Raw genomic sequence first — 20,662 nt, forward strand, 5'->3', positions numbered from 1 at the left:
GTAAGGGGGTCATTTTTGGACGCCGATCACCCCTCTACGGGGTCAAAATTGCATGCTTGTTCACATTTTGGCCGCCTCCAGTCCTATGTGCGGATCGCCGCCCCGAACTTCAGCTTGGATCAGCATCAGTCGGTCATTGGCGTCCAGGTTCTCCTCAGGGATGCTTGAAAGATCCGACAGAGCGTCGGCCCACTCTTCACGATCCATGTGGCGCATCGCCTTGACATGGAGAAGGCCAGGCGTAGAACCGCACTTTGAGAGGGCATCTTGTAATACTTGGTCGGCGGCGGTCTCGTTTGACAGCAGTAAGAGCGTGGATGCACGGTTAGCAGCTACCCAGTCTCCTTGAGGGGCCCAGCCAGTGCTCTTGATGGCTTCCCAGGATCGACCAAACAGATCCGAGGCCTCCTCGACGACCTTCCTATCCTGATCACGAAGCATTCGGAGGAAACGGATTTCTTCTTTGTCAGCGACTTTACCAAACTCTATCAGGCCTGCCCGAGCGAGCACGAGCCAGTTTTCAGGGTCACGCCTGATAGCTGACTTCAAGAGTTGATTTGATTCCTTGGTTTCCCCTTGCAATGCAGCGCGCTCGGCGAGCGCTACAAGCACCTCTGCGCGCTGCTTGAGGTCCTTAGACAGACTCGCCTGAAGATCTTCCCACGAAGCATCTTTGGGGGCATTTTCGAGAAGGACCCCCGCAGCGCGTTCGCAATCTGGTTTCAGATCGAGCGCTTGCCGGGAAAGATCTACCGCGGCGACGTAGTCTCCTTCGATCATTTTGGCAGTTGCAAGCACCGCCAAGCCGTCAGCTTCTTCCGGTATTTCCTCGCCAGCTTGTCGAAAGTGACGGCCAGCATCCGAGCGCTTACCCAAAATCCAGTATGCGGAAGCCATATTCGCTTTAATACGGTAGCGATTTCGATCTGATGCGGAAGGCGCCTCCGCTTCCCAAACTGTCGAAAGCAGATTAAGGACGTGTTCGGGATTCTTGTTCAGCATGCCTGCAATGTCGGTGATGCGCTGTCCAAGGTGGTCGTTGGATTCAGCGTCCATGGCAGCGGCTGCAAAGGACGCCCTCACATCACCCTTTGTGGCAGGCAACCGTCGTTCGAGTTCATTCGTTATGTGCTCACGGGTGTCATTAAACGCGTCGATGAACTTTTTCGGCAAGCCGGGGGCCAACCCATCATAGTAAGTCTCAAGAACATCTGGGTGGTCCTGTATGAGGTGCTTGATCTCTTCCCAGCCCATTATGTCGACTTCAAAAAGACCGCGTTTAATGTTCTCTTGATTTAGCCTGCGGGCTTCCTGCTGGATCTTTTGGTCGTTGGGAGCGGTAGTCACGAGCACGAAGCGGTTCAGTGGCGGTTCAAATTTTTTGGCCTTCTCAACTTCTTGCTGAAGCTCTGACTTCGTTACTTCGGCATGGTAGTCGCCATTTTTCCCTTTGCATTGAACACCGACCCATTTGTTGTGAACCCGATCAGTCCCATAAACGTCGACTCCATTCTGCTTTTGTCCGGACCGGCCATGCATGTGAGCATCATCGGTTTTCCAGACCCGCTTGAAGAGATCGAAAGTAAGTGCCTCAAAATCTTGCCAGTTATTTGGCGGGGCGAGTGCTCTACTGGTGATAGTTGTCATAAAATGCCTGGCAAAAGATTATAGATACGAAATATATGGGTTTGTTTGATCCTATCCGGAAGTTGGCCTCGTGGCCGATCAGTCAGACGGATTACTTTAGAGAGAAGCGTAAAATGTTAGCTGCTATAGGCTTTCCTTAAAGATGCAGCGTTGCCGTTTTCTCTATTTGTTTCAACCTTTCTCATGGTTTGTAATCGCCTTCGTTTTGATATTTCTTCTTGATCGCTCGAACCTCGCCCCAAGCTTTGTTCCCATGTAGAGCCATGGGCGATACAGCATCCGGTAGATGTCTGGAGGATCCTGTGTGCCATCCTTCCGCTTTGTGAAGGCGTCCATGCCATGGCGCATAGCCGGCGTCATGCGGGGACGAGGACGCCGCGCCCGCGGTGGGAGATCAACGAACTCTTCTGTGCCCGGTATCCGCAGCGCACGCGAAGTCAGCTTGGGCGGATCGACCAGGTCGTCAATCGCTTCGTAGGGGCAGGCGTAGGGCCGTGGCTCGAAGAAGTTGTAATGAACACGATAAATATTCAAGAGTGCGATCAATGTTCGAGGGTTAAAGATCGCCCCCTGAATGTATGAGCCACCGACCCGGGCACCTCCACTCCCAGCTCGGGCGGCGACGCTCATTCTCTCGCGGAGAGAGTTCATAAAGGAGCTGACGGGCTGAAGCGTCGCCTTGTAGACCCACGGTGCCAGTTCTTCGCGCAGGTCCTGGCTCAGCTCTTCTTGGTCGAACGCCAGCTTCTTCATTGTCCTGCGCAGATTGCGCGGCAGGATGGGAAAACCGACGGTCTTGTCGATCTCTCCGCTCGCCTGGGTCGAGGACCGAACCCAGAGCGAAGGAAAAACTTCGGACTGATAGTTTGAGATCTGGAACGGCGCACCGTTTCCACGAAGGGCGGTCTCCATGTGCTCGGCGATAAATGCCTCACTGACTGTTTGCGCATCAGTTTCGAAGTCGAAGCGTCCGGCATACATGCCGTCGTTGTGGAACTGCTTTCGGGCCTTTCGGTATTCCTTCACCTTGCCGAGCTTTTCCGGCTTCGTTGCTTTCTTATTGAAACTCATAGCCAGCCAAGTGAACCGGTCCTCCCGGATTTCCTTGTCGAAGATGTGCGGTAGGAGGGGAGGTAAGGTTGCTTCTTGTTCGGTGGTCAAAACGATCGACCCTCGCGGGAGCATTTCCTTCAAGAGAGCGAAATGCGCTCCTTTTGTGTAGATGTCCCTCGTTGTCATGCCTTTGAACGAACCCCGTTCTTCGGATTCGTCGATCGGGAAGCCGAACCACCCCTCGGAGATCATACGGATGTTGGTGATCATTCCTTTTGTCCGCTGAATAAGAGCGGATCGTGCGGCCTGCTGACTTTTGTCTTTCTTCGGCATTCGGCGCTTCGCGCGGCTCTGGAATGCCTTGATTTCATTGACACAGGCAGCGAAGAACTGCGACTCATGATACCGGCCAGTTGGCCGTTGCCATGAGAATTTCGGAGCCGACTGAACTTTGCTGTTCGGATAGAGTTGTTCAAGGTTCTTCGGCATGCCAGCCTCATCGAGGTATGTGGCATTAAACAGGTCGAGAGGCGTGGCACGAGGGTCGAAGTCGACATCAAGCCGATAGACATATCCACTACGGGCATCCGCAGTGATCGCACAGTTGAGCTGTGTGTTCCGCCTGTCGGTCGAAGTTTCCCAGTTCACCGAAAGGACCATGTCATCATGGCTGAGAAGGTGTTCGACGGTTTCACCGCTGCGTTCGATCTTGTCCTTCCATCGTCGCAGCATCTCGCGTTCATAAGCGAGAAAAACCGCTTCGAGCCATTCTATGCGGTCGTAGATCCGGGACATACCGATTTTCTTGCCGGTGGTGGCAGTTCCGATCATCCGCTGGATATCGACGATCCCGGCGCTGTTCAGCACCGCTCCGAGTATCCGAAGATTGTCGGCAGTTGTCTTCTGTCCTGCATGAGGCAGCGAGATGGAAAAACGCGCACCCTTCTGTCCCCGGCAGGGCTTGTGAAGCACCCGGAGCGACGAAGGCGTCTTTTTTCTGCGAAGTAGCTTTCCTTCGCGGTCCTTCGATCGCTCGTGAACGCCATCGAGGGCGAACTCGTCCGGATCATCCAAGAAGCGCTTGCCGCAGGCTCCACAAGAAGGCCCGTCGAGGATCCCATTAAAGTTACGGAGCCTGTCGATTTCCTCGTTCAGATGATCCGGGGAAAGGATGGAGAAACCTGTGTCGCAGAGGTATCCGTCGTGGGTTTGACCTTGACACCGGACCGTGCGTTGATCGGACCACCCATGCGGGTTGTTCTCGTAAGCGAACACGCGAGAGACGCGACGATGCTTCTTGTCAGCTCCTGCGAGCTTGTAAGCACCTGGCCCATGCATCTCAATCAGCTTTAGTTGCTCTGGGCTGAGGTCCGGATACTTCTGCTTCCAAAAGAACTTGCGATCGGCACGACCAGTCAGCGGCTGCCCGAAGTTCGAACAGTCCGGATTTCCGCATGTGTTGATGAGATGTTTCCCCGCGCCCGGATAGAGCTGAGAGAGTTTGAAGTTAAATTTCGCCAAGCTTGTCATCAGAACCTCGCATATCCGCGGTTCCGCCTCGTGTCGTTTTTCAACCAGAGACCAGAAAAACCGCTTGGATTGAAGTCGAAGCGAACGATTGTCCGCAATCTTCGCCTCTTGCGAAGGTCAAGCTTGTGATCAAAGGATATTGGCCGTATTTTCAGAATCAGAAGAAGAAATATCTAAAGTTCTAAATTTTTCTTCGCCGAAGCGAGCCGGTAGTAACTCCGAGAAGAATTTCTCGGATTTCCGATATCATTTTCCTGCTTTAGAAGACGAGATTTATAGAACTAAAACAGAGACCTGCCGCGCATCACGCGACAGGTCTGTTTGTTTGAAGCTCCCACCAGACGGAATGCGTCACTAGAGCGGGCCGCCTCTTTCCGCCGCCACTCAAGTTTCGACGTTGCCACAGAGGGCATCACCCTCCCCGGGGGGCGTTGCTACGCTTGGGTTCCCCGGTAATATGCCGAAACCGCTAACGCGCCAACCATCTGACGTTGCAAAATCGCCCTCCGGAGGGAAAGCGATGCCCGGTGTACCACCGGGGCGGGACATCTGTGATCCGTGGCTGATGTTCCTGCCAAGGTTCGGTAAACCTTCTGGCTCAGTCATTGGAGGCGGCAAGAAGGCCAGCAAACCGACTCTCACCACTGCCAAGTTTGGACATAGCGAAACCGCCCTCTGCAACTGAGGGTGATGCCCGCCATCCCGCCGGACGGCCCATTTCAACAACAACACCCCCCAAACGAAACAAGGGCGACGGTTGCCCGTCGCCCCTGCCCCGTAATCCGATCCGGTAAGACTTATTCGTCTTCCAGTTCCTCAACAGCCTTCTGCAGCTCTTCTTTCGAGATTTCTTTCTCGGTCACTTTGGCCTGTTCGACCACGTGATCGACAACCTTGTCCTCAAAGATCGGCGCGCGCATCTGCTGCTGCATCTGTTGGTTTTGCTGAACGAATTCAAAGAACTGGCGCTCTTGACCCGGGTACTGACGCGCCTGGTTCATGATCGCTTGGGTCATCTCGGCGTCGGTCACCTGAACGTCGGCCTTCTGGCCCAGTTCGGCCAGCAGCAGGCCAAGACGCACACGGCGCTCGGCCAGTGTCTTGTGCTCGTCTGAGGGCTCGATCTCGGGGTGATCGTGGCCTTCTACGTCAGGGTTTTCCTCGTGCCACAGCTGATGTGCGATCTGCTTGGCTTCGGCGTCAACCAGCGAGGGCGGCAGGTCAAAGCTGACTTCTTTGTCCAGCGCGTCCAACAGGTTACGCTTCATCACGGCGCGCGAGGCACCGGCGTATTCCGCTTCCAGACGCTCGGCGATCTGACCTTTCAGCGCGTCGAGATCCTCGGCACCGAATTTCTTTGCCATCTCGTCGTTCACTTCAGCAGCGACGGGCTCTTTCACTTCTTTGACGGTGCAAGCGAAGGTCGCTTCCTTACCGGCCAGATGCTCGGCCTGATACTCTTCGGGGAAGTTCACGACGACGGACTTTTCTTCGCCCGCCTTAACGCCGACCAGCTGCTCTTCGAAGCCGGGGATGAAGGAGTTAGAACCCAGAACCAGCGGGTAATCTTCGGCAGCGCCACCTTCGAATTCTTCACCGTCGACGGAGCCTTTGAAGTCGATCACAACCTGATCGCCATCTTCCGCCTTGGCGCCCTCTTTGCGGGCTTTGAAGTCTTGTGCGGTTTCGGCAAGGCTTGCCAGCGCTTCTTCGACGGCGGCGTCATCGGCCTTGACCACCATCTTTTCCAGCTCGATCTTGCTCAGATCAACCTCGGGAATTTCGGGCAGCTTTTCGTAAGCCATGGAGACTTCGACGTCGTCGCCTTCTTTCCAGTCCTCGTTGGTCATTTTGACCTCGGGCTGCATCGCGGGGCGGTCGCCGGACGTCTCAAAATGCTCTGCCATGGCGCCATCGATGCTTTCCTGCATCGCTTCGCCCATGATCCGCTGGCCGAACTGCTTTTTCAACAGCGCCATGGGAACCTTGCCCTTGCGGAAGCCCTTCATCTCGACTTCGGGCTGCGCTTCGGCCAGCTTTTCGTTGACCTTGGCTTCGAGTTCGGCGGCGGTCACGGTGATGTTGTAACCGCGTTTCAGACCTTCGTTCAGCGTCTCGTTGACCTGCATGTGTGCTCCATAGGGTAAGGCCGCGCGGCGGGGGCGCGGGCGAAAATTTGTGCCCTTCTATGGGGGTTGAACCGCCTGCGCAAGGGGGTCCGCGGCCCATCGCACCACATCCGCAGAAAACGCCCCCGCCCCTATGGCGGAACCCGCCCAGACCTCAGACCAAGAGCACCGCAATATAGCCCGCATAGGCCAATGCAAAGGCCGCCCCCTGACCGCGCGTCACGCGCCCGCCAAAGGCCGCGCAGGCGATCAGCGCCACGCTGGCCCCCAGCATCACCCAGATGTCGAGTGTGGCGATCTGAGCGGCCACATTGACCGGCTGGATCACCGCCGTGACCCCCAGCACACCAAGGATGTTAAAGATATTGGAGCCGACCACGTTGCCCAAAGCCACATCGCTCTGCCCGCGCCGGGCGGCGATGACCGATGTGACCAATTCCGGCATCGAAGTCCCCACTGCCACGATGGTCAACCCGATCACCGCCTCAGAGAGCCCCACGGCCTGCGCCAAGGCGACCGATCCCGTGACCAAAAACCGAGCCGAGACGATGGTTAGAACCAGCCCACCCAACAACCACAATAACGCCAGCCCGATCCGTGCTTGATCCGGCAAAGGCTCCGCCGCCTGCTGGCTGTTTCGATCACTGCGAAAGGTATAAATCAGATAGGTCGCCAACCCCACGAGGGCCAAAATCCCCGCCAGCCGGTCGATGCGGCCCAGCATCACGAGGCCCAGACAAAGCAAGCTTGCCGCCAGCATCACTGTCCCGTCGCGCGCAAAGCTGCGCCGCGCGATGCCAATCGGCGCGATTAGTGCGGCAAGGCCGAGAATCAGCAGAATATTCGCGATGTTCGACCCGACGACATTGCCAAGCGCGATGTCCGGTGCCCCCAGCAAAGCCGCCTGAACAGAAGTCACCAATTCAGGCGCCGAAGTGCCAAACCCCACGACCGTCAGACCGATCACCAGTGGCGATAGCCCAACCCGCTGCGCCAGCGCCACCGCACCGCGCACCAGATACTCACCACCGAGCACGAGCCCCAGCAAACCGCTAAGGACAAACAGAATGTTCACGAGAAAAACTCACCGGTCTCAGACCATCGGGCGTCGCGGAGACCGCGCAGACGCCCGATGCAAATGGGCACGGGTGACAGGCATTCAAGGCCGCGCGGAAAATTCAGTTCCGCTGCGGCCGGGCGCTCACATGCCCAAGGCTTCTTTATACATCTCAAGGACGGCAGTATGTTGTGCAGAGGGTTTTTTGGCTCCATATAAGCCCTTGAAATCATTAGATAACGTTTTTTGGTGCCTGATGCTTATCAGAATTGTTGTGTAAGAAGCTACAGATGATCCTTTTCGAACATCCTGATCGTTCTTGCCCACTTGCCTCTAATGAAATTCATTCTGATCAGAACCACTGATTTTTCCTCTGATTTCTCACAGTAGTCCCAATACCGCCTGAACAGTAACCCGTCCTCCATGAATGCTGCCGCTTAAGGAGGACAGCTGACCTTCGCTGCGGCCTCGACGAACGGCAGCGATGCGCAGATAGCGCCCTATGCAAAGTCGCGGTGGCACCGCGCCCAGCGAACGACCTGATGGAAATCGTCGAAGATTGCTACAGCGCAGGCTCAATCCTAATCATATCCCAACTGCCACTCAAAACCTGACATGACCTCATCGGTGAGCAAACCTTTGCAGAGGCCATCCTTGACCGCCTCGTGCGCAACACCCATCGCCTCAAACTCGAGGGCCAATTCTTTCGAAAAAATGGAGACATATGTGCCCGGATGTTCCGGAATGTGCAGCTTGTCTTGCACAATTATTCCATTTGAACTGAAAGTTGCCTCGTTTTTATAAAAGCTGACGGTCAGCAATACAGAAATGAGGCTGTATGCCCCTGAATATCTCCCGAACGATTCACCGGCTCGACGAAAACTCAGGCCGCACGCCAGATTGCGTGACACCGCAGTTGCGACCACCGGGACTGGAAAATGTCTTTATCGCTGACCCGCCGGAGTTTGGGCAATTCATATGCATTGAAGACGATATCCGTAAGGATGATCACACAGGACTCATGATGCACAGAATCTTCGGTGCTGATATTTGGTTTAGACTGCACGACGGATCACTGGCAAAATACCACCAATACGAAGATGGACCGGCAGCAAGGTACCTCTCCTCCTTCTTTCTTCAAGCCAGCAAGATACCGAAATTTGTTAAAGGAAGGGCCAAGGATTTTGGTATTTGTGACGACGGGAGGATGCCGGTCTTTTACTTTCCGAACTGCACCATTCTGATGGCGGTCGAAGTCGAAGACCTTGACGTGGCCCTCGAGAGACGGCACCCCTCGCACAGCGAAACGCCTTCACAGCCACTTGTTGGCGACGTCTACGCGCTCCCCTCGCCGAGCAACCACAAAGCCCTCATCCATTTTCACGACATTTCCAAAGAGCTTGCGACGCATCTGGAGATTGTCAACGGCCTGACGGGTCTCAATCTCGCTATGGGAGGAGTAGAAGATGAAACGGATACATTGGCAAAGGCTCCTAAATCCCCAAATCTTGCAAAGCAGGAGGAACGCAGTGAATCTGCCGCACACGGGAGCGAGTCAGCCCGCGAAATACCAGCCGTTCTCGAAGCTCCTCTTGGACATAGTGCTGAAGATGCCTTAGCCGATAATGACCCACCACTTAAGATAACCTATGGGCACGACCGTGGTAAGAGATTACCTGGAGAAGACGTCAAACAGCTAAGCCTCCTCTGGCGAATTCTCATCACTGTCACCTGCATAGGAATAGGCTTCATCTTTCCACTTGTCTGGGGGCTGGCCGCGTTTACGGGCTGGAGTGTCTTTGATGACATCAAGAACGCCGAGCAGAACCGCGCTCACGAGACCGAGATCGAGGCCAGAAAAAACGCTCCTGTGTCTGTGGATGATATCAGGTGGCGCTGTGACTCGCCTGCCGAGACAGCCTTTCTTGATGCCATTGTAGATGTTTACGACCTCCAGACCGGACCAGGAGCACTTGTCGGCAAAGGCATGCGCTTGCGCGGCCAAGTGGGCCTTGGCATGTTTCGGATCCACGGGAGCAATGCGTCACATCAGTATCGTGCCGATTTTCTGATTGATTAGCAGCTCTTGGTAGAAATCGATGGTGCCACCTATCATTCCTCACCCGAGGCAGTCGCACGTGACAAGAAGCGAGACGAAGATTTGGCAAGTGATGGTTACAGTACCTTGCGCATTCCGGCCCAGATCGTCTTCGACAATCCTAACTTGGCCCTGCGTCAGGTCGAAATAGCCAGGGCCCGGATACGGAGATAGGTTTCGAATCTAAGGTGCTCCTCATAGGTTTGCGCTGATAGGTAATCCCTGAAATCCATCAAGTCTAAGGCGATTGTTCTCGCTGCAACAACCATGATCGAGCTACAGTCCGCTGTGCGGTTCATCGATGACGGCTTTGGGCTGGGACCGGTCATCCGATGCGCCCCGCAGCCGCGAACGGTCTACGGATTCACTACGGAAGCAGACTTTCAACCAAGCCGGCCCGGCCGGCGCCGACATGATCGACTCTGACAGAGGACTCCGCACCTTCGCTGCGCGAACGAGGTGAGCATTCCAATAAATTCGAAGTCGACACCGGGCAGGTTCTGAAACAGGTCTCGCTCAGTACTGTTGAAAAAGACGTTTCAAGGCCATTCTACGTTGCCGCATACTTGAAGAACCTGCCAATTGCGGCATAAAGCCGTTGGAAGCGGTTGGCCCAGAACGGAGCCAATTCATCGTATAGAGGATTTGTATGGGCTGGCGAAAAGACGTTACCGTCCCCGAAGATAAGTTCGATTCTGCACTCGAATATTACAAGTCAGTGCGGAAGGGAATGCGCGAAAAAGCCAATCACAACAAGATGGAAGCTCAAATCTGTTTTGCGACTATCATAGCATTTACATTGCTTGCACCCTTATTCGTTACCCTGGGTGAAGGGGTATTCTTGGCCAAAGTTCTACCATCGATTTTATCAGTGACCGCAGGCGGACTTACAAGCTGGTTGCAGCTCAGAAAACCGCAGCGTCTGTGGGTTTTGTATAGGCGAGCGCAGCGCGAACTGGAAGAGCAGAAGGCAAACTACGACTTCAAGGACGAGGACTTCGCCAATGCAGCGGAACCGGACAAACTGCTTGCTCGGAAGGTCACGCACGTCGCCCGTTCGGTGCATAACTCTTGGGAAGGGTTAATTCCTGAGCCTGATATGCTCTCCGGTGAAAATGGAAATAAAGTATTGGAGAAACGGACAGAAGATGCTGCAGCCAAAGATAGCCAAATCACCGCTTAGTACCAAATACGGTTCTTTTGAACTCTACGACTTCGCTTGGTCCGACAACGAGCAAGATAACGTGCTCGCGTTGGTTTCCAAATTCGAAGATGGTAATCCGTTAGTCCGTGTCCAAAGCGCTTGCTACACAGGTGAAATTTTTGAAAGCACGGATTGTGACTGTCATTGGCAGTTGGAAACCGCCCTCCATCGCATTCAGGAAGAGGGAGGAATTTTCATCTACATGCTCTGCGATGGGCGCGGCGCGGGCTTGCTGACCAAGATTAGAGGTATGAACTTGACCGCGACGGAAGGCTTGGACACTGCAGAAGCATACGATAGACTTGGCTCACCCGCTGATCCTCGCGAATACGAAAGGGCTGCTTTTATCCTAAATCATTTCGGCGTGGCATCGTGTCGACTTCTGACGAACAATCCGCGAAAAGTGTTGGGGCTGAATAGTTGCGGAATCAATGTCCTCCGTGAGGAGCATATGAGCGAACCAACTCCGCTGAATGAGCCTTACCTTCGCTCCAAAGCTGAGAAACTGGGCCATATGATGAAGCCGTTTGGGACTGACAACTGAGTCGGGCTTTTCAGGCATCAAATGCGCCCCTCGGACTGTCCACTTTCGGCAGGATTCTCTGCGCTTCAATCCCTCCACTGCGCGCGCGGAGCCCCGGTATGATTGAGGGATCAGCAGGTGGCGGGCCAAAGTCACCGTCAAAACGGAATCCGGCACCATGGTATGCTGACAGGATGTGTCGCTAATGGACAATGACTGGATGGCCCGGCTCAACATGGAGCTGACAGACGAGAGCTAAATCTGCCTTTGCATGTTCAGAGAGGTATGGGGGCGAGGCATGTCGGCCGTTGATCGTCCGTGATCAAACCCTCCACCTGACGGCGCAGGCGCATTGCATCTTCCCGGTACGCCGGGTTGAGCGGTTTCGTCCGTGTGTGGCTCGGCGGATCGCCAAGAAACTGGCTTGAAACGTCGCGCGCAGCACCGCTGGGGTGCGGAAGCCCGATGAGGAGCCGCTTCCGATCAAAGCCGGAGACGCCAGACAGGGCATAAGTCATGGCCTTTTGGGCCGCCGAGCCCAATGGCGCGATGAGGCAGTCCTCTGGCAAGCGAAGGATCTCCGGAACAAGCACATTCTTCAGCATGCTTATGAAGATCCTCTGGCCGGTGATCGACGGGGTTCCACCGGTGTAATTCTGCAGAGGATGCAGGATCTTATGCTTGTCCTTTCGGTCGCAGAAGACGGGCCAGCGCAGTATTGAGCTGAAGTGGACTTGTTTGGCCTGCGCGCCCCAAAGGGCATGACTCGAATTTGCGCCAAGGAGGCGCGGGATCGAGACCTCGTCGAGGAGACGGATGAGCGTGTCTCGCATCTCCCCCGAGAAGGCACCGGTGCCTTTGCCGTAGCGCACTGCGGCCAGGTGGTCCGAGCCGCACAGACGTGCTTTGTGATAGGCGCGCAGGGCATTGCCCATCTGCTCCCGCCCAGGAGTCACACCAAAGATCGCGATGCGGGCCGTATTCTCGACGGTATCAAAGGGCGCCCAAGCCACCTGCAAGTTCCTCCACCCGGCCGTTCCCTCCCAGATGCTAAGCTTGTCGGGTGAGGCGATCTCGCGTTCCAGTTCGGCGGCGCTCATGTCGGTGACCATGTCGCCTATCTCACCCGTGCGAACCTTCATGCATTCTCCTTGATACTTCATGACGTGCGCGAGGAAACTTGCCGCGCGAAATTGCTGGCCTGATTTTCGGAATATTATAACGCCATACATTGTTGCTAAGGAAGGAAATACAAGCCCCATTATCGCGGAAGATGCTGTTAAAGCTTGTTTTTCTATTTCACTCCGGCGGCACAGCCTAACTTACAAAAAAGTGTTCTGACAACCAAGAACGCATGGAGGTCGCATCATGTCTTTTGACGGAAATAGAGATCACTGCAGCTTCAATGCGAAACCTGATCGTAGCCATGCCTCATTACGATTTGCTCGCCTGCCCTTCGCTGTCCGGTTGGTTTTGGGTGGCATGCCGAGCATCCGCTGCATGTGACCTGCTCCCCTGAAAAGTCCGGTTTTTGAGTTAGCCTGTTCTCTCAAAAGGAGACAGACGATGAAGAGAAGCCGTTTCAGCGAAGAGCAGATAATCGTGATATTGAAGGAGCATCAGGCTGGGCTTGGCGCGAAGGAGCTTTGTCGCAAGCATGGCGTCAGTGATGCGACGTTTTATAAATGGCGATCTAAGTATGGCGGCATGGAGGTGTCCGACGCGAAGAAGTTGAAAGCGCTGGAAGCTGAGAATGCGAAACTGAAGAAACTTCTGGCGGAACAGATGATGGATGTCTCAACGCTCAAGGAGATGTTGGGAAAAAACTTTTGAGGCCCGGTTCACGCAGAAGCGCGGTGACCTGGGCCATGACAGAGAAACGATACAATCAGAAGCGGGCGTGCGCCTTGGCTGGGATCGACCCGCGTGTTTATCGGCGTACGTCGAAGCGGCCAGCGGATACTGATCTGCGAGATCGGTTGAAGGATCTGTCGTCTGAGCGGCGGCGGTTTGGTTATCGTCGTCTGCACATCCTGCTCAAACGCGAAGGCTGGCAAGTAAACTGGAAAAAGCTGTACCGGATTTACCGCGAAGAGGGATTAACAGTCCGTATACGTGGCGGTCGCAAGCGTGCAGTGGGCACCCGAGCGCCGATGGCGATCCCGCAGGGGCCAAACCAACGGTGGTCGCTCGACTTTGTGTCCGACAGCCTGTCCTGCGGTCGCCGGCTCCGCATTCTGAACGTGATCGACGACTTTAGCCGCGAATGTTTGGCTGCCGTGGTCGACACATCGCTCTCAGGCGACCGTGTGGGTCGTGAGCTGGACCGCATTGCTGAGATGCGCGGCTACCCCTGCATGGTGGTCAGCGATAACGGCACAGAGCTAACTTCGAATGCGATCCTGAAATGGCAGGAAGAACGAAAGGTTGACTGGCGCTACATCGCACCGGGCAAGCCCATGCAAAATGGGTTCGTGGAAAGCTTCAACGGGAGGATGCGGGATGAATGTCTAAACGAGCACCTGTTCGACAACCAGCGCCATGCCCGCCAGTTGATCGCTGCGTGGCGTACCGACTTCAACCACCACCGCCCACACACAAGCCTCGCTGGCCTGACGCCAGTCGAATATGCTAACAGGTCAGAAGAGGACCAAAACCTGAACAGAGCTAACCTAAATTAGCGGACTCAATGGGGAGCAGGTCACGGAAAAGATGCCCGCGAAGAGTCGCTTTGTTGGCCCATCCCCCCCCCGCATAGGAATTCTGAGCAAACAAAGTTCTCAAACGTTGGAGTTTTTTCTTTAGTCGAATGTGAACGTATCAAAGTTGCATCTTGACGCTTCAACAATAGCCACAGAAATTTCCGACGGTCGGAATCTCCTATTGCCTTAACATTCTGGGGCCGTCGTTGTCGGAAAAACTTCTGTAAACCCGCAAGGTATGCGCAGGTGGCCATCTATTTGACACGACGGCACAGGATCATTTTTGTTGTTAAAAAACAGTTGCTTCAAGTGTTCCATAGAACTGCTTTGGAACGTTCCGGAAAAACTCAATGGCACAAGCTTCATGGCACAAAAAGAGGTACGAACGGCACACTCACCCGGAACGCTTAAGCCACTGGAAATCAAATATTTTTTCTTTGAAAAATCCATTCCAAAATCTAATGGATCTATTTTTTATATTAAATTTCAATAAGTTACGAAACTTTAACTAATTTGCCCACTACGTCTCTATGAAGCCCCCTCGGGCATCATGTTTTCCCTAAAAAAACAGGCGTTGCACAACACTTTTGGAGCCCTGCACAACACCCGTATTTTTATCGCTACATATCAGACACTTAAAAACCTCTGACTACATCCCGAGAGCTTCTTTATACATCTCCATCACCGCTTCTTCTTCGGCGATGTCGTCCTTGTCACGCTTGCGCAGGGCGATCACCTTGCGCAGCACTTTGGTGTCGTAGCCGCGCGATTTCGCTTCGGACATCACCTCTTTTTGCTGCTCGGCGAGGTCTTTCTTTTCGGCGTCCAAACGCTCGATCCGCTCGACGAACTGGCGCAGCTCATTGGCGGTGACCCGGTAGGTCGCATCGCCTTGGGATTCGACGACATCGGGGTTGGTGCTGGTATCGCTCATGGAAAGTCCTCACGGATTGGCTGGCTCTGGCGGGTGTGACTACAGGCTGGATGCCCAGCCCGCAAGCGGGACTTGCCCCCCTTGGCGGTTTGGCGTAGCTCTGCCGCCATGGAAAGCGCAAACACATCTATTTTCGATCTCATGGTCTGGGGCGGCGCGGGTCTGTCCCTTCTGGGATTGCTCGGTCTTGGCTGGTGCATCGTCAAAGTGAGCCGTGCCAAACGCGCGCAGCTGGACGATGAGGCGATGCGCGTTGTATTGCGCAAAGTGGTGCCGTTGAACATGGGCGCGCTGTTTCTATCCGTCATCGGCCTGATGATGGTGATCCTCGGAATTTCGCTGGCCTGATCGGCAGGCTATGGCAGCATGTCTTAGCGGTGCTGGACAGAGCGGCTGCATCTGCTTAAATCGACGCATGGATATTCGCCAAATCACCCCCCGCTATTTCGTCGCCCCGCAGATCGAGCCCGGTGACATGGAAAACCTGCGCGCCCAAGGCATCACCCGCATCCTGTGCAACCGCCCCGATGCGGAAGTGCCGCCCAGCCACCAAGCCGCCGCCATGCGCGAGGCGGCCGAGGCCGCAGGCATCGCCTTTGCCGAACAGCCGCTGACCCATCAAACCATGACCCCCGATGTCATTGCCAACAACCGCGCCCTTGGGGTCGAGACGGATGACACCGTGCTGGCATATTGCGCCTCCGGAACCCGTTCGACCATCGCCTGGGCGTTGGGTCAGGCCGGGGAGATGGACAGCGACGCGATCATCGAAGCGGCGCGTCAGGGGGGCTATGACCTTGAGAACATGCGCCCGATGCTGGGCCAGAGCTACAGCTAAGACCGCGTATCGGCCCCGACCACGGGGCCGACTACTGGGCCGGTGTCCTTTGCAGGCGGTGTCAGGACGCTCTGCGGCAATTGCACCCGGAACGCCGTGCCGGGCACATTCCCCAAAAAGCTGATCTCGCCGCCCAAGCGGCACATGATCTCGCGACAGATGGCAAGGCCGAGCCCTGCGCCATCGCCCTCTCCGGTGATGCGCGAAAATTTCTCGAAAATCAGCGCCTCTGAGCCCGCGTCGATCCCGTGGCCGTTGTCGACGAAATCGATCACCAGCCCCTGCGCCGTGACCTGTGCCGAGATCACCAGTTGCGGCTGATCTGCAGCGCAGTATTTGCGCGCATTGGTAACAAGGTTGATGAACACCTGCACCAGCCGGTCGAGGTCGCTGGTCAGGGTGATATCCTCAGCCTGCGGATCGCGCAGCACTTTAAGCGGTCGCGTGGCCCCGGCCTGCGCAGTGGTCACCGCCAGATCAAGCAGATCGCGCAGCTTGCCCTCCCGCTGGTTCAGCGTCACCTGCCCGTTCTCCAGCACAGACAGGTCCAGCAGATCGTCCAAGAGCCGGGTCAGGCGGATCGTCTCGCTGTGGATGATCGTGGCGTAGCGATTCTTATCCGCATCCGTGAGGCCCGGCGCGTCGCGCAGAATCTCCGAAAACGATCGGATCGACGTCATCGGCGTGCGCAATTCATGGCTGATCTGGCTCAGAAAACTGTCCTTTTGCAGCGACAGCTGAGTCAGCTTCTCATTCGCCGCGCGCAGCTGCGCCGCCGTTTCGGTCAACTCCCGCGATTTGGTTTCAAGCTGGCTGGAATACTCCAACATCTGCGCGGATTCGTCGGCCACGGCGAGCAGGTCTTGCACCGAAACAGACGCCCCGCCGACGATCTGCGCCACCATCGCATGGGCCGTCGCCGCCCCGACAGAGGCCGCCAACTCCCGCTCCAACGCCTGCACGAATCGCGGTGTGGGTTCCGGCAACCGCTGTCCCTGCCCCTGCCGCTCGGCCTCACGGGTGAAAAACGCCTGCGCCTCCCGCGCGCCCAAGATCCGCTGCGCCATGATCATCAGGTCTTCGCTGCCCGCGACCGATGCCGTCCACCCCCGCGCCGGGCCGGAGTGGTCAAAGACATTGACGAATTGCGCGCCCTGAAGCCGCTCCAGCGGCGCGGGGAAACTGAAAAGTGAGACGACCACAAAAACCAGCGTGTTCAGCGCAAGGCTCCAGACCACCGCATGCACGGTCGGATCGATCCCGGCGATGCCGAACAGCGCCTCGGGGCGCAGCCATGCCAGCCCCCAAAGCCCGCTCTCCAAGGTCGCGCTCGACAATGCCACATCCGCGCCGAAACTGGGCAGCAGCATGGTGAAAACCCAGAGCACAAAACCCGTGCCCAGCCCACAAAGCGCGCCTGCCCGCGTGGCACCGCGCCAGAGCACGCCGCCCAGCATCGCTGGCAAAAACTGCGCCACCCCGCCGAAAGAGATCGTGCCAATTGCCGCCAGCGCCCCGCTGCCGCCCGAGGCGCGGTAGTAAAGATAGCCCAAGCCTACCACGCAAAAGATCGACAGCCGCCGCGCGAGGATCACGATATTGCGCACATCTCCCGATTGCGTGGCCCCATCGCGCCGCAGCGCCAGCCAGATCGGCATGACGATGTGGTTGCTGACCATCGTTGATAGCGCCAGCGTGGCGACGATCACCATCGACGTGGCCGAGGAAAAACCGCCCAAGAAGGACAGCATCGCCAGCCCGTTCTGCCCTTGGCTAAGCGGCAGACTGAGGACAAACAGATCGGGGTTCGCGCCTTCAGGCATCAAGTCCAGCCCCACAACCGCGATTGGCACGACGAAAAGGCTCATCAGCATCAGATAAAGCGGGAAGGCCCAACTGGCGATCTGCAACTGGCGCTCGTCGTCATTCTCAACGACCATCACCTGAAACATGCGCGGCAGGCACAAAAGCGCGGCCCCCGAAAGGACCGTCAGCGCGGCCCAACGACTGCCCTGCACCTCCCACTGGCCAATGTCCGAGGCATCGATCCGCGCCAAGGTCTCACCCAAGCCTCCGGCAAGCCCCCAGATCACGTAGATACCGACCGCCACCAGCGCCAGCAGCTTGACCACAGCCTCCACCGCGATGGCGATGACGACGCCGTGGTGCCGCTCGTTCACGTTCAGGTTCCGTGTGCCGAAAAGCACCGTAAACAGCGTCAGCCCCGCCGCCACCCACAGGGCGGCCTGCCCGCGGTTGATGACATCGCCCCCTGCCTCGGCCAGAGGCACATCGGGGGCGGCGAAAATCGAGAGCGACAGGATAACCGATTGCAATTGCAGCGCGATATAGGGTGTCACGCCGATCACGGCCATGATCGTTACCACGATCGCCAGCGTGTTCGATTTGCCGTAGCGCGACGAAATCAGGTCAGCGATTGAGGTCACCCGGTGGCTCCGCCCGATGCGCACCAGCCGTCGCAAGCCCCACCACCAGCCGATCATCACCAGCGACGGGCCGAGGTAGATCGTCACATACTCCAACCCTGAGCGCGCGGCGTAGCCGACCGCGCCGTAAAAGGTCCAAGCGGTGCAGTAGATCGACAGCGACAGGGTATAGACCAACGGTGAGCGCAGCAGCCAGCCGCCCTGCCCGCGCAGGGCCGCGCGTTCGGCGGCAAAGGCCACGATGAACAGCCCCGCGACATACATCAGACAGACCGCGACCAACTGGTTGAGCGACACCATCAGCGCGGCCCGTCTTTGGTATCGGCACCCCCGTCCGACGCCACATCGCGCGTGCGCCGCCAGAGCGCCCATGTCGCCAAAATTAGCAACGCCCAAACCCCGAAGAGATAGCGCAGTGCCACGCTCATCGCGATTGTCGGCTCGGTGGGTTCGGCGGTGGCGTCAGGCAGGATCTCTGGCACGGGCCAGAGCAGCGGCACCATCCACAACATCAGCCCCAGAAACGGCAGCAACCGCACCGCATCCATCATGCGCCGCTGGCGGTAGCCGCGTTTTTCCAGAAAGATCGGAGGGCGTGGCATGGCGGGTTAACTGGCGATCAGGTCGCGCACCGCGTCCAGCATCTCTGAGTTCGAAAACGGCTTGGTCATAAAGCGGCTGACCCCGGCCTTCTCGGCCATGGCGCGGTCCCGGCTTTGGCCGCGCGCGGTCAGCATCAGCACGGGCAATTCCCCCATCGCCGGGTCACCACGCAGCTCATCGAGTATCTCAAAGCCGCTCTTGCCCGGCAGCATCACGTCCAGCATCACCAGATCAGGCGATGCCTTGCGGATCACCTCCACCGCGCCCGATCCATTGGCCAGCGTCTCCACCCGCCAGCCCTCTTGGCCCAACAAAAAGCGGATGGCCTCGGCGATATTCACCTCGTCCTCCACCAGAACTACGAGTTTGCTCATCGGCAAAAAATCTCCCCCTCGGTGTACGTTCGCCCCGTCTTGTTGCGGGGTCACGCGCACCGGGGCGAGCATGCATCGGTTTGGCAGCCCTGTCAAAAACTGCCTGAACCCCTGCTAGATTCCGTCGCGCAGGATCGACGGTTCCCGCCGCGCGCGGCATCCTTCGACCGGACAGATACGGCAGGTTGCGCCCACGGGCTGCGCGGGGGCCGCACCCGAAGGCACCGGCAGAAGCAGCATTACCGATTGGCTCAAGGGCGGCGTGTTATAGGCGGCGGCAGCCTGAACCTCGCAGGTCGCAATGGCCTCAAACTGCGCCTGCCCCCGGCCCATCTGCATGACGCGGGATTTCACTACCAGCCCCGGCTGGCCCTGCACCGCGAACAGCGGCCAAAGCGGGCAGCAAGCGCCAAAGCGCGGCACGGTGAAGCCATCAATCGACTTGGCGAATGTCACACTGCCCGACCGGTCACAAACCACCAGCCCCGCGCCCAGATCGGGCAGTGAGGCCAAGCGTCGCAGCACCCGGCCCATCGGCTGGTCCAACCGGCGCGCCAATTCGGCTGGGTCATGGCCCGTCTCCTCAACGGTCCGCTCCAAACGCGCCAAGGGCAACGCCGCCGCGTCCCGCGCGATCTGCTGCAACACCCCCGTCGCGATATGCTGCGCGGCCTTGGTCTTGAGCGCATCGGCCTGCGCCACAAGCGCCGCGATTGCCTCTTGCGGGGCGCGGGCCTGCTCCAACGGGTCAAAGCGGTAGTCATGCGCGGCGAGGAAGGTTTCCACCTCCGCCTGCGGGGAATGGGCCATCTCACGGGTCTCGGCGGCATTGTAGAAATAGGTGACCAGCGCCTGCGCGCTGTCGGACAGGCGGCGGCTGTCTTGGTGGATATTCGTATGAAACCTGTCGCGCCATTCGGGTTGCAGACTGTCCGTCTCTGCCAAGATAGAGGCGGTCGAGCGGATGGCGGCGGCCGTACTCAGCAATTCATGCATCGACGTGGCAAGCTGCGGGTCATGGGCCAAACGGTCCGACAGCGCCTCAACCGTCTGCTCTAGGGCCGCGATGCGACGCTGGCTGCTGGCAAGCACCTTGGCCCAGCCCGGAAACCGCCCGGCAAATTCATCCGCCCGGTCACTCTCGGGCCCGGTCAGCGCTGCATCCTCTGCCGCTTCGCGCAGGGTGGCGATCAGCGCAGCTTCGGCCCCTTCGGTCAACGCCTGCGGCTCGACATCAAGCGCATGGGCGATATTGAGCAACAGCTTCCCGCCGATTCTGCGCCGGTTATGCTCGATCAAATTCAGATAGCTGGCCGAGATCCCACTTTGTTGCGCAAGCTCGGCCTGTTTCAGCCCCGCCATCACGCGCCGCTCGCGGATGCGGCTGCCGGTCAGCCCCTCACGCATGGGACCGCGCCGCGCGATAATTCATGCGTTGTTTCAAGGTCTTTCTGCGGCGCAACATCATATTCTTTACAAACCTCCCTGGACGGTTGCGAATATATTTACAAAAAAATCGTTTC

At 57.2% G+C, this 20,662-nt stretch carries 18 protein-coding genes; 7 read left to right on the forward strand and 11 right to left on the reverse strand.

Annotated features, from left to right (window positions below):
• Nucleotides 1–60 precede the first annotated feature (60 nt).
• The 5 genes from R1T45_RS15185 to R1T45_RS15205 form a co-directional block, all read right to left on the reverse strand.
• A complete protein-coding gene (locus R1T45_RS15185; protein WP_317389489.1) occupies nt 61–1,647 on the reverse strand; it encodes a hypothetical protein in 1,587 nt (528 codons plus the stop codon).
• A gap of 171 nt (nt 1,648–1,818) precedes the next feature.
• A complete protein-coding gene (locus R1T45_RS15190) occupies nt 1,819–4,230 on the reverse strand; it encodes a hypothetical protein (protein WP_317389490.1) in 2,412 nt (803 codons plus the stop codon).
• Nucleotides 4,231–5,027: 797 nt separating this feature from the next.
• On the reverse strand, nt 5,028–6,359 hold the full coding sequence (gene tig / locus R1T45_RS15195; RefSeq protein ID WP_120350861.1) for a trigger factor: 1,332 nt from the start codon (nt 6,357–6,359) through the stop codon (nt 5,028–5,030).
• Nucleotides 6,360–6,513: 154 nt separating this feature from the next.
• Nucleotides 6,514–7,434: a calcium/sodium antiporter gene (locus tag R1T45_RS15200; RefSeq protein ID WP_120350860.1), complete on the reverse strand. Its 921-nt coding sequence runs from the start codon at nt 7,432–7,434 to the stop codon at nt 6,514–6,516.
• A 563-nt stretch (nt 7,435–7,997) separates the two neighbouring features.
• Complete coding sequence (locus R1T45_RS15205) at nt 7,998–8,180, reverse strand: hypothetical protein (RefSeq protein WP_317389491.1); 183 nt, start codon at nt 8,178–8,180, stop codon at nt 7,998–8,000.
• Between the two features lie 74 nt (nt 8,181–8,254).
• Between R1T45_RS15205 and R1T45_RS15210 the strand changes: the two genes are divergently transcribed.
• From R1T45_RS15210 to R1T45_RS15220, 4 genes are all read left to right on the forward strand, one after another.
• Entirely contained in the window at nt 8,255–9,496 is a 1,242-nt protein-coding gene (locus R1T45_RS15210) for a hypothetical protein (protein WP_317389492.1), read from the forward strand.
• 6 nt (nt 9,497–9,502) lie between these two features.
• Nucleotides 9,503–9,688, forward strand: a complete 186-nt coding sequence (locus R1T45_RS21020) for a DUF559 domain-containing protein (protein WP_411041285.1) — start codon at nt 9,503–9,505, stop codon at nt 9,686–9,688.
• Between the two features lie 475 nt (nt 9,689–10,163).
• Nucleotides 10,164–10,697, forward strand: a complete 534-nt coding sequence (locus R1T45_RS15215) for a DUF4231 domain-containing protein (protein WP_317389493.1) — start codon at nt 10,164–10,166, stop codon at nt 10,695–10,697.
• Entirely contained in the window at nt 10,663–11,262 is a 600-nt protein-coding gene (locus R1T45_RS15220; RefSeq protein ID WP_317389494.1) for a GTP cyclohydrolase II, read from the forward strand. The genes R1T45_RS15215 and R1T45_RS15220 overlap by 35 nt, the downstream gene beginning before the upstream one ends.
• A gap of 254 nt (nt 11,263–11,516) precedes the next feature.
• Here the strand turns inward: R1T45_RS15220 and R1T45_RS15225 are convergent, their stop codons facing one another.
• Nucleotides 11,517–12,383 carry a hypothetical protein gene (locus R1T45_RS15225; protein ID WP_317389495.1) on the reverse strand — a complete coding sequence of 289 codons (867 nt, stop codon included), beginning with the start codon at nt 12,381–12,383 and terminating at the stop codon, nt 11,517–11,519.
• A 424-nt stretch (nt 12,384–12,807) separates the two neighbouring features.
• Here R1T45_RS15225 and R1T45_RS15230 point away from each other — a divergent pair.
• A protein-coding gene (locus R1T45_RS15230; protein ID WP_317389496.1) for an IS3 family transposase occupies nt 12,808–13,922 on the forward strand; the annotation gives its coding sequence in 2 pieces (ribosomal slippage) (nt 12,808–13,057 and nt 13,057–13,922; 1,116 coding nt in all).
• Nucleotides 13,923–14,592: 670 nt separating this feature from the next.
• Here the strand turns inward: R1T45_RS15230 and R1T45_RS15235 are convergent.
• Nucleotides 14,593–14,877, reverse strand: a complete 285-nt coding sequence (locus R1T45_RS15235) for a DUF2312 domain-containing protein (RefSeq protein WP_067938722.1) — start codon at nt 14,875–14,877, stop codon at nt 14,593–14,595.
• 108 nt (nt 14,878–14,985) lie between these two features.
• Here R1T45_RS15235 and R1T45_RS15240 point away from each other — a divergent pair, with 108 nt between their 5' ends.
• Nucleotides 14,986–15,225 carry a hypothetical protein gene (locus R1T45_RS15240; RefSeq protein WP_150120219.1) on the forward strand — a complete coding sequence of 80 codons (240 nt, stop codon included), beginning with the start codon at nt 14,986–14,988 and terminating at the stop codon, nt 15,223–15,225.
• Between the two features lie 67 nt (nt 15,226–15,292).
• Nucleotides 15,293–15,715 (forward strand): TIGR01244 family sulfur transferase, encoded by a 423-nt coding sequence (locus R1T45_RS15245; protein ID WP_317389497.1) that lies wholly within the window; start codon nt 15,293–15,295, stop codon nt 15,713–15,715.
• Here the strand turns inward: R1T45_RS15245 and R1T45_RS15250 are convergent.
• The 4 genes from R1T45_RS15250 to R1T45_RS15265 all read right to left on the reverse strand — a co-directional run bounded on the left by R1T45_RS15250 (nt 15,712) and on the right by R1T45_RS15265 (nt 20,546).
• Nucleotides 15,712–18,462, reverse strand: a complete 2,751-nt coding sequence (locus tag R1T45_RS15250) for an ATP-binding protein (protein WP_317389498.1) — start codon at nt 18,460–18,462, stop codon at nt 15,712–15,714. The two genes, R1T45_RS15245 and R1T45_RS15250, sit on opposite strands and share 4 nt — an antisense overlap.
• The gene (locus R1T45_RS15255) at nt 18,462–18,764 is read right to left on the reverse strand and encodes a hypothetical protein (protein ID WP_317389499.1); all 303 of its coding nucleotides are present in this window, start codon (nt 18,762–18,764) and stop codon (nt 18,462–18,464) included. Before R1T45_RS15255 ends, R1T45_RS15250 begins: the two co-directional genes overlap by 1 nt.
• 6 nt (nt 18,765–18,770) lie before the next feature.
• The gene (locus R1T45_RS15260; RefSeq protein WP_067628389.1) at nt 18,771–19,139 is read right to left on the reverse strand and encodes a response regulator transcription factor; all 369 of its coding nucleotides are present in this window, start codon (nt 19,137–19,139) and stop codon (nt 18,771–18,773) included.
• 114 nt (nt 19,140–19,253) lie between these two features.
• Nucleotides 19,254–20,546 carry a helix-turn-helix domain-containing protein gene (locus R1T45_RS15265; protein ID WP_317389500.1) on the reverse strand — a complete coding sequence of 431 codons (1,293 nt, stop codon included), beginning with the start codon at nt 20,544–20,546 and terminating at the stop codon, nt 19,254–19,256.
• Between the last annotated feature and the right edge of the window lie 116 nt (nt 20,547–20,662).

The sequence above is a fragment of the Sulfitobacter sp. LC.270.F.C4 genome (genome assembly GCF_032922545.1).
Classification (GTDB): domain Bacteria; phylum Pseudomonadota; class Alphaproteobacteria; order Rhodobacterales; family Rhodobacteraceae; genus Sulfitobacter; species Sulfitobacter profundi.

Excerpts from the sequence above, each read along its gene's own strand:
- R1T45_RS15265 (WP_317389500.1), bottom strand. The coding sequence starts at position 20,546 with ATGCGTGAGGGGCTGACCGGCAGCCGCATCCGCGAGCGGCGCGTGATG.
- R1T45_RS15240 (WP_150120219.1), top strand. The coding sequence starts at position 14,986 with ATGGAAAGCGCAAACACATCTATTTTCGATCTCATGGTCTGGGGCGGC.
- R1T45_RS15185 (WP_317389489.1), bottom strand. The coding sequence starts at position 1,647 with ATGACAACTATCACCAGTAGAGCACTCGCCCCGCCAAATAACTGGCAA.
- R1T45_RS15250 (WP_317389498.1), bottom strand. The coding sequence starts at position 18,462 with ATGGTGTCGCTCAACCAGTTGGTCGCGGTCTGTCTGATGTATGTCGCG.
- R1T45_RS15190 (WP_317389490.1), bottom strand. The coding sequence starts at position 4,230 with ATGACAAGCTTGGCGAAATTTAACTTCAAACTCTCTCAGCTCTATCCG.
- R1T45_RS15220 (WP_317389494.1), top strand. The coding sequence starts at position 10,663 with ATGCTGCAGCCAAAGATAGCCAAATCACCGCTTAGTACCAAATACGGT.
- R1T45_RS15260 (WP_067628389.1), bottom strand. The coding sequence starts at position 19,139 with ATGAGCAAACTCGTAGTTCTGGTGGAGGACGAGGTGAATATCGCCGAG.
- R1T45_RS15210 (WP_317389492.1), top strand. The coding sequence starts at position 8,255 with ATGCCCCTGAATATCTCCCGAACGATTCACCGGCTCGACGAAAACTCA.
- R1T45_RS15255 (WP_317389499.1), bottom strand. The coding sequence starts at position 18,764 with ATGCCACGCCCTCCGATCTTTCTGGAAAAACGCGGCTACCGCCAGCGG.
- tig (WP_120350861.1), bottom strand. The coding sequence starts at position 6,359 with ATGCAGGTCAACGAGACGCTGAACGAAGGTCTGAAACGCGGTTACAAC.
- R1T45_RS15225 (WP_317389495.1), bottom strand. The coding sequence starts at position 12,383 with ATGAAGGTTCGCACGGGTGAGATAGGCGACATGGTCACCGACATGAGC.
- R1T45_RS15215 (WP_317389493.1), top strand. The coding sequence starts at position 10,164 with ATGGGCTGGCGAAAAGACGTTACCGTCCCCGAAGATAAGTTCGATTCT.
- R1T45_RS15245 (WP_317389497.1), top strand. The coding sequence starts at position 15,293 with ATGGATATTCGCCAAATCACCCCCCGCTATTTCGTCGCCCCGCAGATC.
- R1T45_RS15235 (WP_067938722.1), bottom strand. The coding sequence starts at position 14,877 with ATGAGCGATACCAGCACCAACCCCGATGTCGTCGAATCCCAAGGCGAT.